The organism is Methanolobus sp. (assembly GCF_016278365.1).
Taxonomy (GTDB): Archaea; Halobacteriota; Methanosarcinia; order Methanosarcinales; family Methanosarcinaceae; genus Methanolobus.
Genome location: NZ_JADQBZ010000008.1, coordinates 444,610 through 460,977, shown reverse-complemented (window position 1 = coordinate 460,977; position 16,368 = coordinate 444,610). Strand labels below are relative to the sequence as shown.

At 46.9% G+C, this 16,368-nt stretch carries 15 protein-coding genes; 4 read left to right on the top strand and 11 right to left on the bottom strand.

Annotation, left to right across the window (positions count from 1 at the left end; genetic code table 11):
• Window positions 1–96: 96 nt before the first annotated feature.
• Genes QZZ22_RS10760 through QZZ22_RS10750 form a run of 3 tightly spaced genes read right to left on the bottom strand, consistent with a single transcriptional unit; the run spans window position 97 to window position 3,459 of the window.
• A complete protein-coding gene (locus tag QZZ22_RS10760) occupies window positions 97–1,266 on the bottom strand; it encodes an ATP-grasp domain-containing protein (RefSeq protein ID WP_292464675.1) in 1,170 nt (389 codons plus the stop codon).
• A 12-nt stretch (window positions 1,267–1,278) separates the two neighbouring features.
• Window positions 1,279–2,346, bottom strand: coding sequence for a 60S ribosomal export protein NMD3 (locus QZZ22_RS10755; protein ID WP_292464673.1), 1,068 nt, complete (start codon window positions 2,344–2,346; stop codon window positions 1,279–1,281).
• Window positions 2,347–2,403: 57 nt separating this feature from the next.
• Window positions 2,404–3,459: a DUF362 domain-containing protein gene (locus QZZ22_RS10750; protein ID WP_292464672.1), complete on the bottom strand. Its 1,056-nt coding sequence runs from the start codon at window positions 3,457–3,459 to the stop codon at window positions 2,404–2,406.
• 532 nt (window positions 3,460–3,991) lie between these two features.
• Between QZZ22_RS10750 and QZZ22_RS10745 the strand changes: the two genes are divergently transcribed.
• Window positions 3,992–4,171 carry a hypothetical protein gene (locus QZZ22_RS10745; protein WP_292464670.1) on the top strand — a complete coding sequence of 60 codons (180 nt, stop codon included), beginning with the start codon at window positions 3,992–3,994 and terminating at the stop codon, window positions 4,169–4,171.
• Between the two features lie 28 nt (window positions 4,172–4,199).
• Here the strand turns inward: QZZ22_RS10745 and QZZ22_RS10740 are convergent, their stop codons facing one another.
• The 7 genes from QZZ22_RS10740 to cdhA all read right to left on the bottom strand — a co-directional run bounded on the left by QZZ22_RS10740 (window position 4,200) and on the right by cdhA (window position 12,587).
• Entirely contained in the window at window positions 4,200–4,547 is a 348-nt protein-coding gene (locus QZZ22_RS10740; RefSeq protein ID WP_292464668.1) for a hypothetical protein, read from the bottom strand.
• 120 nt (window positions 4,548–4,667) lie between these two features.
• Complete coding sequence (gene acsC / locus QZZ22_RS10735) at window positions 4,668–6,074, bottom strand: acetyl-CoA decarbonylase/synthase complex subunit gamma (protein ID WP_292464667.1); 1,407 nt, start codon at window positions 6,072–6,074, stop codon at window positions 4,668–4,670.
• Between the two features lie 3 nt (window positions 6,075–6,077).
• Window positions 6,078–7,409, bottom strand: a complete 1,332-nt coding sequence (gene cdhD, locus QZZ22_RS10730; protein WP_292464665.1) for a CO dehydrogenase/acetyl-CoA synthase subunit delta — start codon at window positions 7,407–7,409, stop codon at window positions 6,078–6,080.
• A 42-nt stretch (window positions 7,410–7,451) separates the two neighbouring features.
• Window positions 7,452–8,204: an AAA family ATPase gene (locus QZZ22_RS10725; protein WP_292464663.1), complete on the bottom strand. Its 753-nt coding sequence runs from the start codon at window positions 8,202–8,204 to the stop codon at window positions 7,452–7,454.
• A gap of 11 nt (window positions 8,205–8,215) precedes the next feature.
• Complete coding sequence (gene cdhC, locus QZZ22_RS10720) at window positions 8,216–9,634, bottom strand: CO dehydrogenase/CO-methylating acetyl-CoA synthase complex subunit beta (RefSeq protein ID WP_292464661.1); 1,419 nt, start codon at window positions 9,632–9,634, stop codon at window positions 8,216–8,218.
• 30 nt (window positions 9,635–9,664) lie between these two features.
• Window positions 9,665–10,177 (bottom strand): CO dehydrogenase/acetyl-CoA synthase complex subunit epsilon, encoded by a 513-nt coding sequence (gene cdhB / locus QZZ22_RS10715; RefSeq protein ID WP_292464815.1) that lies wholly within the window; start codon window positions 10,175–10,177, stop codon window positions 9,665–9,667.
• 1 nt (window position 10,178) lies between these two features.
• Window positions 10,179–12,587: a CO dehydrogenase/acetyl-CoA synthase complex subunit alpha gene (gene cdhA / locus QZZ22_RS10710; protein WP_292464658.1), complete on the bottom strand. Its 2,409-nt coding sequence runs from the start codon at window positions 12,585–12,587 to the stop codon at window positions 10,179–10,181.
• 357 nt (window positions 12,588–12,944) lie between these two features.
• Here cdhA and QZZ22_RS10705 point away from each other — a divergent pair, with 357 nt between their 5' ends.
• The 3 genes from QZZ22_RS10705 (at window position 12,945) to QZZ22_RS10695 (ending at window position 15,018) form a co-directional block, all read left to right on the top strand.
• Window positions 12,945–13,799 carry a rhomboid family intramembrane serine protease gene (locus tag QZZ22_RS10705; RefSeq protein WP_292464813.1) on the top strand — a complete coding sequence of 285 codons (855 nt, stop codon included), beginning with the start codon at window positions 12,945–12,947 and terminating at the stop codon, window positions 13,797–13,799.
• Window positions 13,780–14,223 (top strand): hypothetical protein, encoded by a 444-nt coding sequence (locus QZZ22_RS10700; RefSeq protein WP_292464655.1) that lies wholly within the window; start codon window positions 13,780–13,782, stop codon window positions 14,221–14,223. The genes QZZ22_RS10705 and QZZ22_RS10700 overlap by 20 nt, the downstream gene beginning before the upstream one ends.
• A gap of 195 nt (window positions 14,224–14,418) precedes the next feature.
• A complete protein-coding gene (locus QZZ22_RS10695) occupies window positions 14,419–15,018 on the top strand; it encodes a TIGR00288 family NYN domain-containing protein (RefSeq protein WP_292464653.1) in 600 nt (199 codons plus the stop codon).
• Here QZZ22_RS10695 and QZZ22_RS10690 read toward each other — a convergent pair.
• Window positions 15,015–16,187, bottom strand: coding sequence for a homocitrate synthase family protein (locus tag QZZ22_RS10690; protein ID WP_292464652.1), 1,173 nt, complete (start codon window positions 16,185–16,187; stop codon window positions 15,015–15,017). The genes QZZ22_RS10695 and QZZ22_RS10690 overlap by 4 nt on opposite strands.
• Window positions 16,188–16,368: the final 181 nt, after the last annotated feature.

The window sequence follows — 16,368 nt, the reverse complement described above, 5'->3', positions numbered from 1 at the left end:
TGCTTATGCAATGTATTACAATATTAAGTTTTGGTAAAAGCCTCTGCAATTAAATCACACACAAGCATTTTACCTTCCCGGAACATGTTCACAGGACTAGTCTACATTTAAGCGTTGACGTATAAACATGACGCTTTGTTCTATCTCACTCATTACCTTTTTTCTGGTGTCATCCGTGGATATTACTGATGTTACCGGCTCATTCTCTCCTATAACATCGCCTCTGTGGGGGATATCCGCGGTCTGCTTTGCAATAATCCCCTCCATTGCATGTCCTGTAACAACTCTTCTCTGATCTGCGTACATCACTGCCCGGGCGGCATATTGTCTATAGAAGGGCTTTCCGGTTCTTTCCTGTTTAATGTTGCCTTCAAAGGCTTCCATATGTTCCCCAAATAGATTTGTTCCGGTTGCAAGTTCAACTGTATCCATGCTTCCCTGGAACCTGGCGTTAACTTCTATTACCACTGGACCACTATCCGTAATGAGGAAATCCACTCCCGTGGACCCTATCAGTCCAAGTTGATATATTAGCTCTTCAGCTATATTTTTCATTTGGTTGGCATATGGGGTGATAATCGGTGTCACATTACCGCAATACGCAAATGGAAGTTTTGTAAGCCAGGGTACTCCGATAAGCTGTTCATTCACCGCTACAGTACAGGCTTTATCATGTGTCGACATTACCGAAACACTCGCAGGGGTGCCTGTGAGGTAATCCTGGAATACCATGCCCTCTTTTTCCAGAGGGATTTGTGCATTTTCAAAAAAAATCATGTAGTTGTCCAGCTCTTCCAGACTGTATAGCACGCGATTGAAAATCCCTCCGCCCGCACATGCAGGTTTGACCATCAAAGGAAACGGGGCATCCTGAAGCTCTGGGAGGGAGTAAGTCCTCGGATGTGGTATCCCTGTCGATTCAAGGAGTTCTGCGAATCTGGATTTGTCCGAAACCTTTCTCATTGCTGAAGGGTTGTTGTGCAGTACGGGAAATCTGCTTTCCGGCAGTTCCAGTGTCTCAAACCCGGATGCGGGTATGATCGCATCGAAATCCACACCAAAGCTGTTGATCATTTCAGACAGCAAGGCAGGCTCAATACCCTTGCTGTTAAAACGTCCGTGTGTTTCAAGTTTCTTCGCTGCGTTTGCACATTTCAGCATATCCTGATCACAGAAAGCGTCAATTGCGAACATATTGTAGCCTGCACGGCTTCCCGAGCAGACCGCGTTGCGGGTACTGAATCCTATTACAAGTACGTTTTTCATGTCTGAGGATATTCAAAGATCGCTTTTTCTTGATGTTTCATCAGGCAGCGCCACAAGGCCGATGCTGGATTTTATTACAGGAACTTCATCTCCTTCTGAAGCACTGAAAGGAACAGGTATCTTAACCGTAACCGTCTCAAAATTATCCGGGTCAAGCAGCATCATTTCGTCTTTTTCCATGGAAACGACTACTGCCTTTTTAGCAGTGCTCCTCTTCGCGATGAGCGCGAAACCTTTCATGTCATCTGGTGATGAAATGAACCTGCCACTTTTGATAAGATCCGTCCCGGTTACGCTTTTTGAGAACTTCTTTATTTCGACAACCTTATCCTTGAACTCGATTATGTCCCCGGGCATAAATTCAGGAAGCCTGAGAGAGAATGTCATTCTGTAAACATCTTTTCCATCCTTTCTCCCAAAAAGGGACGAAGATTCAGCAAAGCCTCCTCCAAGCTCAGAAACGATCTCTTTACAAATAATTCTGGTCGCGTTAGCTGATCCCATGTACAGGTCGATACCATCCCTTTCCTCCGCTGAGCTAGTAATAAAGGCTGTCCTGTCACCTTTCTTTTGCATTTTTTCCAGCGTATTGTTTATTATCTGCATACATTTTGTCTTCTCTTCTACAGTAGGATGGCGGCTGGCTGCCCTTATCTGAAGTATCGCCTCAAAGTAATTGCCTGACATTCTGCTGCACATATCGCAGGCTATACGGGTTATGCGCACTTCTGTTTCGATACTCTGTTGCACCGGTTCTTCAAGTATAGTGGCAGAGGCTTCGACCTTTACACGATACAAGTGCGGGCTCATCTGTTTTGGTTCAACGCATATCTCGATATCGTCCGCCTTCTCATGTATGAGCAGTGCATCTTCTGTTGTCCTTGTCACAATCTCTGCGATGGTGTATTCATTGTTCCATTTGCCTTTGGTGAGCTGTGCTCCGCAGGTAGAGCATACTTTAGCGTACAACACCAGAGGTGCTTCTATGAGATGGGATGTCTTAAAAAAGCAATCTTTGCAGAAACCGTCAATAAGTCCCTGTGTAAGTCCCCCGCATTTGGGACAGGTGATATCATTCATTGTCTTTCAATCCTTGAGCCGATTTATAATATTTTCGCTCGTTATTATTCTGACTGTTCAGAGCAGGGAATATTGCAGGCTGCCCGCTCCTATCTTTGCAGCATATTCAAGATGTATGGCAGGGTCTACGTTCCACACACCTGTGAGATGTCCTCTGTGGTCATGCTTCATTCGCTGGTTAATAAGGTCGATGCTTGCCACATCTATTGCAACAGGGTCATTTGATGCAAGTATTCCTATATCGCCAGCGAACGTGGGTGCGGAGAAGTTAAAACAGTCACACCCCGGGGTCAGGTTGAACATCCAGTTAATGTATCCTATCTTTCCCCCAAGGGCCTTTACAGGTCCCAGGGCCGCCTCTCCAAGCCGGGCCTGCATCTCATCGGTGAATCCTTCAGGTGGCACAATTGCCCCGTACCTGCAGCTATTTGCACATGAGAGGTCGCCTTTGCACAACTTCGTGTTCACCTTGGCTGTGTCGCCTTCCATGTACAGTGCACCCCACAGGCACTCTGATATGCACTTGCTACAACCTGTACATTTTTCGGGGTCGATGTCAGGCACGCCTGGCTTGTGGACAAGGGTCTTGCCTGCTTTATCCAGGCACCCCATGCCCAAGTTCTTTATGGTCCCACCAAAGCCGGAAGCAGGATGGCCTTTGCAATGAGACAGCATTATCATTGAATCTGCTTTGGCGATAGCTGAGGCAACCGTTATCTCATCGACCTTTCTTCCGTTGATCCTGACAACCACGCTGTCATCACCGTGCAACCCGTCGGCACAAATAAAAGGTGCTCCCATGCCTGCATGTGAAAATCCGTTCGATGCGGCAGTACAGATGAGGTCCGCAGCATTGAACCTCCTGCCTTTATATAATACCGTGGTATCGGTGACAAAAGGTATGCCACCAGCTTCCTTTACAAGGTCTACTACTGTTTTGACGAGTATCGGGTGTATATGTGTGGTGTTCCCATACTCTCCCGGGTGTATCTTCACAGCAACGATATCTCCTTCGTGAACAGGTGATATCCTGGGAAACAGGTCAGTAACCTGGTCTATCTGGGTCTCGTCAGCACCTATACTTTCCGCACGTTTGAAAAAAACATCGCTCATATGGATTCCTCTGTCTTTAGTATGTCTTCTGGCTATATGTATATGCATCCTGATCTTACTTTTCATGCACTCGGGGTTTTTCTATAGTGCCTATATATTCAATATTGATATATACAGATTATTTACATCAAATATATGTATCCAAAAGCAATTCTATACTCTGTAAGAGAGAAAAGGAGTAATGAATTATGCGAAACGTTCAAAAGTGTGTAAAAACATATAAGTGTCAGAAGATGGATACTGAATATAGGTCCATTGTAAATGGTCAATACGAAAAGTGTGTGGATGCTGATGAGCTGGATTTGATCCGGTTCATGATAGGCGGTATTGACTCAAAGTAAAGCTGGGGAAAACCGGACAATGAAGGGGGTTTCATATGACCAGAAGGGACAGTACGTCGTGTGAGTACTGTGGCACCGGGCTTAAGAGACAGTTTGTAGGGTCGAATGTGTTCTACTACTGCAAAAGGTGCGGCAGGATCACTTCATGAAAGGATTGCCTTAGTAGAAGCAAATTATAGTATGGTGGGAGCATGTGTGTAATAGAAACGATGGGGTACTCGAAAGAGAACAAGTTGATGTACTGTACCAGTTGCATCATTTATAGGAAAACGGGTAAGTGCGAATATCTCAGGTATCTTGAGTCAAAGGTCACAGTTGACCTTGCAAAAGGTTCGGTGCAGGAGATGTCTGCCAGCGATTGCGGTCTCTGATAAAGATCGCTCCCGAAACATGTATTGGTCATTCGATGAACCAGTCTACATAAGCCATGATATCTCTTTTGTGCCAGTCGTGCAGCTTAGGGGGGCTATCCTTGTGGGAGGCATCAAAAAGAGCTTCAAGCTGCTCTCTGTCAAGTACATGAACTTTGTACTTCCCACCGGTACTATTGCGGATGAAGTATCCGGGCTCCATGGAATCTGATTTCTTCCACATACTTATCTTATCATAATTCCACAATGTGTTAGCCCATTCTGCAAGCTTGCGTATGTGCTCATCAGTGACGCCTGCAATATCTCCTACTATTGTACAATGCTTACCGTTCTTTGTAAGTTCAAGGCTATTCTCACTTCGTATAATAAGTTCCATGGTTTCACATATTAGAATTTAATAAGTCCTATAATAGTATTGTGATTCCTTTTTGGCGTATAAGGATAAAAGAGTAAGACCTCCGTGTGGTTAAGGCACGGAGATCAACATTGAATTTATTTACTTCTTCGGTGGCCAGTTCTTTTCCAGCCAGCCTGGTATACGGCCTGAGTCAGCCGGGCCTATAAGTACCCTGGATCCGGTCTCATCTTCAACATCTCCCTGCAGGCGTGCTGAAAGTCCCGGCAGGATGATGGTGTTATGGGATGTGTCATCTTTCATATTGAATCCGGAGTCTTCGATTCCCTTCTTTATTTTGGCAGCCGTAAGCTGGCCGCCTGCCACAGCAGCCTCGACACCAATTCCGTCAGTGTCGATAGCCCATAGGAAACAGTCTATCTTATTGGAAGATATGTCGCTCTCCACAGTATAGTATGTAAGGGCGAAGTTTGTCGTCACGAACACAGGTGAATCCTTAGTAGGGGAGCCGATCTTGTACATTCCGGGGTCAACGGTCACAGGCTTTCTCGGATCTGTGTATATCGTATCACGGATGTGCAGCTCCGGCAGCATCGCATAAGGTTCGATACTGTGTAGGATCATTATGTCTCCGTATTTGATGGTAAACACTGAAGCGATAACAGTCTCCCAATATGATGCGCTTACAGGATCGTCGTGGACCATCCAGGCTGTCAGTGGAACTGCCATGAGCGGATACGCAATCTCGCGGTCGCCGTCAATACCTGCCCTGCGTACCTTGATGAAATTACTGAAAGTTTCCTTAAGCTGCTTTCCTGAGGGGAATGTTCCCGGGTCGAGCACAAGTTTCTCGGTTCCCATCTCGGCAAAGGTCTTTGCGAGTGATTTCAGCAGATCGAGGTCATTGGGTGCGAAAAGAGTTACAGGCACATCGTATTCGAGAGCCAGGGCAGCCACCTGTTGCCAGTTGTCCTTATTTGCGGCATAAAGCAGCGGGTTCCTGTCTTTTGCAACTTCAAGTCCGGCCTTCAGCACGTCCGGGTTGAATGAACAGAGCACCAAAGGCATGTCTGTCGTCTCAACGACCTTCTTCACTGCAGATGCGAACTTTTTGGGATCGTTGGACGTGCTGCGCACAGCTACCATGTCAACTGTCAGGAAGTTGCCTACATAGAATTTCTTAAAATCCTGTATCTTATTCACTCTTTCCACAAGATTCTTCTCGTCCATGGTGTCCCATACATCATAGGCCAGTGCGGTCTGGTTGAAGAATGTCAGCTTGTGGCGGTAGAGCACATCATCGCCGCCGATCTTCACAATCTTCTCACCGACACCGATCTCGACCTGTCTGATCTCGGGCGCAAGCAGTCCCTGAAGCTGATCGAGTTTTTTCCTGAACTTGTCCTCGAGCATCGGGGTACATTCACTTAGTTTCTTGGATCTGTCTATCAGGTGTGAGGCAAATGCCATACATGTCTGTTCCCCGCATATTGCGCAGTTTGTACCGGGCAGGTACTTGTAAGCCTCAAGAGGGCTGTTGATCTTCATGTTTTACACCTCCGCTCCGATCCAGTTACTGATGTCCAGCTCTTCAGCCTCTATAGAGCCATAGAGTGTCTGGGTTATTTCCTTGAGCACCTGAACAGATGTCGGGTGCATCATCATGAACATGTCGTTACCTGCAAGCGAGAGAGCAAGGCCTGTGACAATCTCCCAAATAGGGCCACGATATTCCCTTGGGCCCCAGTCCGAGTCCTGTTTGAGTGGAGAAGCTACCATCCATGACTCACGGGCGCCCCATGCGTTGGTGGTACCGGAGGACATCGGGAATGTCAGCTCGTCGTCACCCATAAGACCTGCTAACCTTATGCGCTCCATGTTGGTGTATGCATAGTCAAGTCCGTATCCCAGCGCAGCGGTTGTCGGGTCCATGACAATGCTGTCCCTTGGGACCTTGCACTGTTTCATGAGCTTCCTGTTAAGCTCTTTCTGAGCGTTGATCTCAAGCTGTGTCCAGGAGAGCACAACATGGCCGTGTTCCACAGCAGCCCTTGCAATCCTCTCATAGTCCAGATTAAGGCTTGCGGAAGCTAGCAGCACACGCTCGCCGGCTGCAACCTCTGCGGCCTTTTCCAGCACTTCGGGATCCTTCTCAGGGTTTCCTGAGCCACCGATGACGATGGGTACGTCCACTGCCTGCAATACATCCTCTACGACCTTTGCAGCATCCCGTGCAGAAGTATCCTTGATGAGCGGATCAGTGGATATGAGGTGAATGGTCACCATGTCCGCATTGAAGTCACGAACAACTTTCTTGGCCCATTCCGCAGGGTCATTGATAACATCATCATAATTGGATTTGACCGCCTTTGCCATTCCAATGGGCATGTCGAACACGTCCATTGTCACATAGTTCCTGTGAGGCATTGAAGCGTCAAAATAATAAGGAAGAGCATTCTCTCCGCCGATAGTCACTGTATTCTTCCTGGAACCTCCGTCTGCGGATGTGGCACCAAGTGTCACTTCCTGGATGGGGTTGTTCCAGTTGCTCATCCTTGCGACCTCAAACTTTGAGGCAAGAAGCTCCTGCATCCTCGGAGTAGTCCCAAGTGAAGGTGCCTGGGTCTCAGGCACGCCACTCATGCCAAAAGCAGATGCGAATAACTGTTCCGCAGGGAACCCGAGCATCCTTCCTATATTGGCCATGTGCAGGGATATCTGTGATATCTCGCTTCCAAGCGCATAGGCCAGCGCAGGGTTAAGTCCTCCGCCGCCAGTGATATTCAATTCGATGTCGCCTTCAATGGTCACTCCTTCGAGAGACTCTATATTGAGTTCCTGCAACATCTCCGTAAGTTGCGTCAACTTCATTTTCTGTGTCATGTGCATTCACCATATAATGATACTCTTGAGTTAGAAACCTGATTACAAACCTAGCTTTGCGGTTATTTTCTCAACTTCCCTGACCGCAGCCGAATTGTCCGGGAGCTCGAACAACGGCTCCCCTGCAAGATCCTTACTGATGAGCATCTCGTCAACAGGGATCATTCCTATAAGTTCCAGCCCAAGTTCCTTTGCAGTACTTGAGATAATCTCATGGTTTGTTTCTGTGACCTTGTTTGCAATAACATAAATATTTGATACATCTGTCTCCATCTCGTCCACAAGTTCCCGGATGCGCTCAGCAGTACGCAGCCCACGACGGGACCCGTCTGTCACCACTATCAGGTCGTCCACTTTGCGGAAGATCCTGCGGCTGAAGTGCTCCAGCCCGGCCTCAGCGTCAATGATGAGGATGTCATAGTTGTCCACGAGCTTGTCCATGATGCCGCGCAGAAGATTATTGACATAGCAATAACAACCTGCACCCTCGGGTCTGCCCATGACCAGCAGGTCATACTTTGGCATTTCCTCGATGATCTCGTATAGCTTTGACTTGAGCACTGACTCCTTATTGGAGTCGGGGGGCAGGTTATCGCGCTCGCTGTGCATGAATTCCTTTATGTCGCCGATGGTCTTGCTAACCTCGCAGCCGAGAGTTTCGGGAAGGTTGGTATCGGGATCGGCATCTACTGCAAGGACGACCTTGTCTCCTTTTGCAAGATGGCGGATGAGAAGAGCCGACGTTGCGGTCTTCCCTGTTCCGCCTTTACCTGTTACTGCAATGATCCTGGCCACAAAATACCTCTTTACTCCTCTTTCAGGATGGTGATCTTGTCAACAGTCACCTTTGCATTTTTTAGGATGATTCGAACGCCGCCGGAACCGCTGCCCATCATTGGCATGGACGGCATGAAGTTTGCTGGCATCTGCATCATCTGTGGTGTGGCAGATCCTGCCTGAGAAGCGGCCTGTGTCTTCGCAGGTGCTTCTTCTACCTCTTCCTCTACTTCTTCTTCCACCCATCTTTCCAGTATTGGATGATTCTTCTCTTTCAAAAAGTTCCTGAGGGAATCAATATCCTTTGCATCATCTTCGGTAGCAATCTTCTCGCGTATGTCTTCGGGCATATCCTGGAATACTTTATCCTTAAGCATCTTTGGCATCCATACCACTCTGTTCCAGCCACCGTCGGCCTGGATAAATTTGGGTGAGCGGAAGTAGTTGACGCCGACTCCGAGGAAACCTACGACCTGTTTTCCTCCGCCGGTCTGTCCTGCCATTGTGGAGAATTGCAGCCCGTTGGGTGCCGTACCTGCGAAATCCCTGTCTACCCAGCCAATTCCATCAACTTCTGGAATATAGAATCCTACAACTTCAAAGCAGCCGCAGGAAGTGTGTGGGTATTCCATGAAGGAGTGCAGCTTGATACGGTCGTATTCACCGCTTGAAAGTTTCTTTGCGAACTCGTTTACGCCTGAATACTCTCCGGATTCGGCATCCAGCAGCTCTCCCTTGGGGATAGCGAACTGTGGTCCCTCGGGGTCCACCTTTGCGGCTGCTCTTCCGTCAAACCAGTTAATGGCACCACAGAGGGATATCCTGTCAGGGGTGACAACACATACGTTAGTGGGTGCAAATGAGGCACAGAGTGTACAACCATAAAAGGTGTCAACATCCTCATCATGCAGTCCGCGGGTCCTCTCGTCCCTTGCCTTGTAGACTTCCCTGGTGTTCTCGATCTCTTTCTCGATCTCATCCATATCGGTGATATAGATAGCCTCCACCTTCTCTATGAATGGGAGTTCGTTCTTGAAGAGCATCATCACTGCTTTTGCGATGTGCTCAAAGGAATTCAGTCCTTTACTGACCGCTTCCTTACCTACCCTGATCCACACATCGTCCCTCTGGTTGAGGTGCATCATGCCCTGGATGTAGTTCTGGAATTCATGGTTCCTTCTTTCTACAATGGATTCAAGGTCTGTTTCCACAAGTTCACCTGCGATCTTGTAGATCATCGCGAACGGGTATCGTGACCCCTCTTCCATATCCTGGAGGTCGGGTCCGATGAGTGTGAACCTGCCATCCTCAACATCATTCATATCTGCAGCCCTTACAAGCTCGAAACCCTTGGATTTAGGCCCTGCAAGCTCGACATGCATACCTTCTTTTCTTATTCTCTCTCCCTCGAACATAGGAGATATCTCAAAAGGAAATTCATCTGCCATGATTAGTTCTCCGCGTTTAGTATCCAATGATCATAGATTCTCGATAAATTCGTCAAGCGCCTCAACGTGCACTTCCGGCCTGAGGTTGCCAAAGGACAAAGTTGCATTCTGCATGAAATGTCTTTCGATTGCAATGGTCTTTAAGTCAGTGAAATTCTTAAAGCCGGAGAGTACCTGATCAAGATAGTATTTCTTGTGTCCAAGGAAGACTATCATGTCATATGAACCCTTTCCGTCAAGCCCTTTCCAGTTCTCATCCCCAAGGTAATGGGCCAGCGCGTGAACGTTTATGTATTTTGCATTTACTGCCTTTCCATTGAAGGCAGTAATGGAGTGGCCAGTCGCTGCAATCGGGACTCCCTTTATTCCAATACCAATAGCCTTTTCCGTCAGTTGCTCATTGCCCACAATTTCAGACCCTACTATCAGAAGAGGTCTTTTGGCTTTTGAAACCAGCTTAGCTGCGACATTGGGGTTGACCGGCTTTGCGGTCTTCCTTCCCCAGGTGGTATAGATAAGTGTGTTCTTGGTCGTATCTACCATTTCAGCACTCTCCCTTGCATAGTCTCTTGAGGTTTGTAGGCTGGGCTGAGACATCTGACTTCATCCTCGGACCTGACATGATCTTCTTTTTCTTCCAGTCTATTTCCCATCCATGGTCTTTTTCAAGCATCTTCAGGAGCTCTTCACGCTTTGCAAGCGGAAGATCTGTTTCTGTCCTGACGAACCTGTGCCAGTCTTCTGGCATCTGCCCAAGGTACTTCTGGCTGAGTTCGATATAGTGGGTCAGCTTGATCATTCTTCCCATGTTGTTGTCCGATGGGCGTATGCAGTTCTTTGCAAGTATGGGCATAAGTTCCTCAACTGATTCAACAGTTGTAAGGAGGAACTCGGGTGATGCAGGTATTGGCAGATCTTCACCGTTTCTTGCATCATAAAGCTTCCAGTGCTCTTCCTCATAAGGCTTGCCGATAAGTGCTCTTCTGTATTTTGAGCCATGAGGCCCGACAACTACAGGAATACCCATCCGGTTGCAACCTGTTGCAATAGAGGCTGCCTTCTGTGAATATGCACCCCATGCGACACCGACCGCACCTATACGGTTCATGATATAATCGGCAATCTCCTCGTAGTTACCCGTGATATTGCGCTGGGCAAAGATAGCTGCTACTTTGATTGCTGTCCCGGTTATATGTGAGTTGGAAACACAGGAACCTACGTTAATCAGGTTACCTCCAAGGAATTTTGCAGGATATCTCTCGTAAAGGGTCTTGCCGTCTTCATCCTTATACATCCCCAGGTCCATTGCAGAGCATCCTGATGTGACCATGATGTAGTTCCTCTTGAGCATTTCCTCTGCAAGTTTGTACAGGTCCTTGGTGCCCTCCGGATAGTTGGAGCAGCCTACCAGAGCGATGATGCCTGGTGTTGTTCCCATGACAAGGTTGACACCTTCCTGACGGATCTCCGGGTCGCTTATCTGGCCTCTGCCAGCACGCATCATTCCTTTTTCTTGGCTGATTACCTTCTGGGAGGCCTTTTCAATGACATCCAGGACAGGTATGCCCTTAGGACAATCCTGGTCGCATCTTCCGCAGGCAACACAGTGATCGTGCAGAATCTCAAACTTTGTCAGATCACCTTCGACGCAAGCTTTCATTGCATCCATTATTTCAAGGTTATTTGGACAGACCATTTCGCATGCACCGCAGTATACGCACTTTGCAGCCAGTGTGCCCAGTTCTTCATCCGTGGGAAGTGCCTTGACGCCCTTCTCCTTGCGCAGGGGGGCTACTTTCATTACAAGTCTTGGTGCAACTTCTCCAAGGAGGTCCAGGTCAAGTATGAGTGCGCCTGCTTCCTTTCCACTGGCAAGGTCCTCTATGATATCATCAGCTTTGTCTTTAGACCGGTTGCGCAATCCATACATTATCTTTTCATTTGTGGTGATGACAGGTATGGATAACCTTTTTGCCTCATTGAGCACGTCCGCTCTTACACACTGCTCGTCAACTACGATGACGTCAGGGATGCCCGAGCGGATCATCTTTAGCTCCTTTGCCAGAGTCCCGACGACCTTTGCATGGGGCGTTCCTCCTTTATCCATCTGATAACGGGTCATGTCTATGGCAGTACAGCACAGGCCACCTAGCTCTATCTTGTCGGAGAGATTGTTCTCATGCATGTAGTCTATCATGTTGGCAACACCGGCAACGTTGTGTCCGATGGCCAGCAACATGGGTTTGGTTGCATCTATACATCCCATGCCAATCTCTGCCAGTGGTGCCTCCGGATCGGATTTCGGCATTCCCAGGCAGGATATCTGGGCCAGATCGGATATCTCCATACCCACATGGTCAAGCATTCCTCCATGCATCGCTTTGGATTCGAAATCAATGGCTGCGCCTTCCTGCCCCATATGGATGGTGGCAAGCAGTTGTGTGAGTTGCTCTTCCACATACTCTATTGCTGCTTCCAGGTCTCCAAGGGTCTTTGGCTTGATGCCCGTAACCATCTGGACATTGGGTGCAAGCAGGTTTGATGGGCCTACATCAAGTGGATGGTCGCGCCCGTGACGTTCTATCAGATAATGCAGGAGGTGTCTGCCATGTCCCGAGTGGGCAGCTGCGCCGGTGATGACCCTGAGCAGGAACTCGCGGGACTGGTGGGCAGCCAGGTTTATGCCACAGGCACCTTCCTTATTCCCGCCCAGATCGCACTTCCCGAAAGTACAGTAACAACATTGGTCACACTGCGGGGTGTATACTGGCTGGTAGCGGGTGAGCAACTGGTGATCCCAGTCCCTGAGTGCGGAGACACTAGGTTTAGCAGTTGGCCCCATATCACTTTCTTCTGCCACCTTTTCTTCTATAGCGCCGACTATCTTCCCGATTGTGATCTGAACATTTTCCAGGTCTTCAATGGAAAAATGTCCGGTTGATATCTTGCTCATTGTATCTTATTCTCCTGTAGGTGTGTTATTAATTACTGTAATCGTATGAGATACTCTTAATATATACACAATATGTAATAAATTTGAAACCGTTTTATTGAGGGTTCTAACAATACCATCCTATAAATAGATTTCCAGAATCTATCATGATTATTTATGACAATGGTGTCTAGTTCCACATACTTAGAGAAATAATCAATAATAATTGTTTTGGCCCAAGGTTGATAAGCAACTTTCACATATAAGTATTACGATATCTATCATGATTATTCTTGATAATACTTGACACGCTTTGCTATCTATCCCTGGAAATAGTTTTATTTGATGCGAACCTTGTAGCCCACTATATTTGTTATGGTGAAAAATTTGGAGAAAAAATGCTGGATATGCGGCAGGGAAGATCACTTACCTTTCAAATGCCGTTTTTGTGGGAAGATATTCTGTTCACAGCACAGGCTTCCCGAGCAACATGCATGCGTGGGCCTTGATCAATTGAAACAACACGGTGCAGACGGCTCAAACCGCGCGAGCAGGCAGTCCGGAACAGATGATATCATGAAGGATATGCTAAAAAGTACTGCCAAGTATGCAGCAAAGAGCGCAGTCCGGGGAATTCGGAGCAATATCAGTTATTCCATGAAAAGCAGCCCTTCCATGGCAATAATATATCTTTGCCTGTTCTCCTTCCTTTTACAAATGGTACTGGGAATTAATTACTTTGCAGTTTTGATGCTGGTCCCTGGTGACCTTTTTACACACCCATGGACTTTGATAACTCACATGTTCCTTCACAATGGTTTCTTTCACCTGTTCTTCAACATGATGGTGCTGTTCTTCTTTGGTCCTGAACTTGAGCGCAGGGCAGGTAAGGCTACCTTCCTGAGGGTATATTTCATTGCTGGTATCGTGGCAGCATTAGGTTATTCTCTGACCAGCTCACAGCCGGTGGTCGGAGCAAGTGGAGCCATAATGGGTGTGTTTGCAGCTCTCGCGGTCATTGCACCGGAAATTCGCGTTTATGTTTATTTCATCCCTATGAGGATAGTGCATGCTTTGATCCTGTTCGCCCTGGTGGACTTTTTACTCATTGGATCAAACGACATGGTGGCTCACACTGCCCACCTGACAGGCATACTGATAGGTCTTCTCATGGGAGTGAAGATTAAAATGAATCAACAGAGATCTGGTTGGCATGACGCTTACCGGTACTGAAGAAGGTGGTCTGCTGGATAAGGGTATGACCCGTATGAAGTGCCTGTTCCCAAGGCCCGAAGAAAACGAAGAGATTCCTATCCAGCTTATTGACATGCAACAGAAACTGGCGGGCTGGTCTCCGCGGCTTAAACGTTCAGTTTACGTGGATGATTTTAAGGATACCGAGGATTTGAAAAGGGTGAGGGATGTGACTCTACTCCGAGTTTATAATTGGTTTCTTGACGGTGAGAGCCTTATTGAACTGTCAGAAATGGAAAAGTCCCAGTTTGAGCATATAATGGATATGTTTATAAGACATGGTGGCGAAATTCGGTATACGAGGAAAAAGGCTGGGGGACGGCTCATTAATTATTTCCGTTTAGAAAAAAGCCGCGTATCACTAAAGAAAGTAGAGGGGAGGTTGCTCTCTGACATTCTTTGATTCCGGGGAAAAGCTTAAGCAACTTGCATAATATTTATGGCATTCAGTAACAATTATATGTTATCAGGATTAAGATTTAGCTGTAATTATATTGTCTGTGGCAGTTGTCTATCTGGGATATCCCAACACCGGAAACAGTTGATGAGGAATTATTATATTTATTAGCAACCTATAATTATTATCTAGTGAGGAATCATGGCCAATGTGAAAACCGGACTGAATTCTATCGTTAAGTATCTTAGTACAAAGAAAGAAACTGGCCGACGCAGTATCGGTCTTCTTGTCGATGGTCCCAATGTGCTCAGGAAAGAGTTCAATGTCAACCTTGAAGAAATAAGGGATGTCTTAAAGGAATACGGCAATGTCAAGATCGGACGTGTCTTCCTCAACCAGTATGCATCCGATAAGCTTGTAGAAGCCATTGAGAATAATGGCTTTGAGCCGATAATCTGTTCAAGCGATGTGGATGTCAGGCTTGCGGTAGAGGGAATGGAGCTTGTATACAACCCAACCATAGATACGATTGCATTGGTCACAAGAGACGCTGATTTCAAGCCTCTCCTGAACAAAGCTAATGAACATGGGAAAGAAACCATTATTTTTGGAGTCGAGCCCGGTTTTTCAACTGCTCTTCGCAATTCTGCTGATTATGTTATCATTCTTGAGAATGACCGCATGAATTACCATGAAGATTATACTTCCGAAAACATGGGAGGCGATCAGGCGCCTGGTGCTTCAGAAAATGATACAATATCTGGTCCCCGCAGGAAAAAAGGTACAGTTGTGGAGTATTAAGCTCCGCTGACATCATTGATCATTTCTTTCAGTCTTTTCGGGGATATTCCTTTTTTTGCTTCCGTGCAGTTCTTAATTTTCTCGAGCAAAGTGCAGAGTTGCTCTTTCTCAAGCTCATATCCCATACTTTTCATAATGCCCTTCAGTGCTTTCATGCCAGTGTGTTTACCAACTATCAGGTGGCGGACTCCGCCAACCATTTCGGGACTGAATAGTTCATAGGTCCTTGGTTCCTCAAGGATGGCGCAGACATGTATCCCTGACTCATGTGAAAACGCATGTTCTCCTACTATGGCCTTGGTGATGGCTGGTTTAATGCCTGAGAAATCATTAACCATTCCTGAAAGACTCATCAGTTTTGTGGTATCGTACCTTTCAATCCCATATTGAACTCTCAGGGAGACAAGTACCTCTTCCAGGGAAGCATTACCAGCTCTTTCTCCGATAGCATTTACAGTCGTATGGAGCTGCTTTGCTCCGGCTTCGGCTGCAGCCAGTGTGTTTGCAGTTGCCATTCCCAGGTCATTATGACAGTGAATACAAATGGGTGTATGTACTACTTTCTTTATCTCGCTGACAAGGTAATGAGTGGTGCTTGGAGATAGTATTCCAATGGTATCAGCAATGCTGACATAGTCCACTTTATATTCCTCTGCAACCATGAATGCTTTTTTCAGTACTTCGATATCGGTTCTTGAGCCGTCTTCAGCTGCAAACCTCACACCGACTCCATGGTCTTTAGCGTACTGAACAGCCTCCATTGCGTTGGCGAACATCTCATCGTAGGTCTTGTGGTACTTGTACCTGAGATGAAGGTCTGACATAGCTATGAATACGCTGATAAAATCGACATCACATTCAACAGCAGCCTCTACATCACTGATGACTGAACGCGAAAGGCAGCAGGTCTTGGCATTCAAGCCCATATTTGCTATTTCTTTCACAATTGACTTTTCAGCAGAGGAAACTACGGGGAAACCTGCTTCAATGATTTCGACCCCAATGGAATCAAGCTTATTTGCAAGTGCAATTTTCTCTTCTCTTGTGAAAACAACCCCTGGTGTCTGCTCACCATCACGTAGTGTGACGTCGCAGATCTCAACATCAAGAGGCTTCAGATTAAGGTAATCGACAAGTTTATTCCGTGAATACGCTTCGATTTGTGACATGCTCTTTTTTCCTGTGAATGAGGAACAGCCCTGTTACATATTTAAATTTTAGGATTCTAAGCCCATTTTGCGATGTTATGGTACTGCAGTATCTATTCACAAACGGCAATCTTTATCTGGTGAGAGGAAGGTAAGTGCCTGCATCTTTGTCAATCCTGTTCAGGGATTGTCTCTCTTTTGA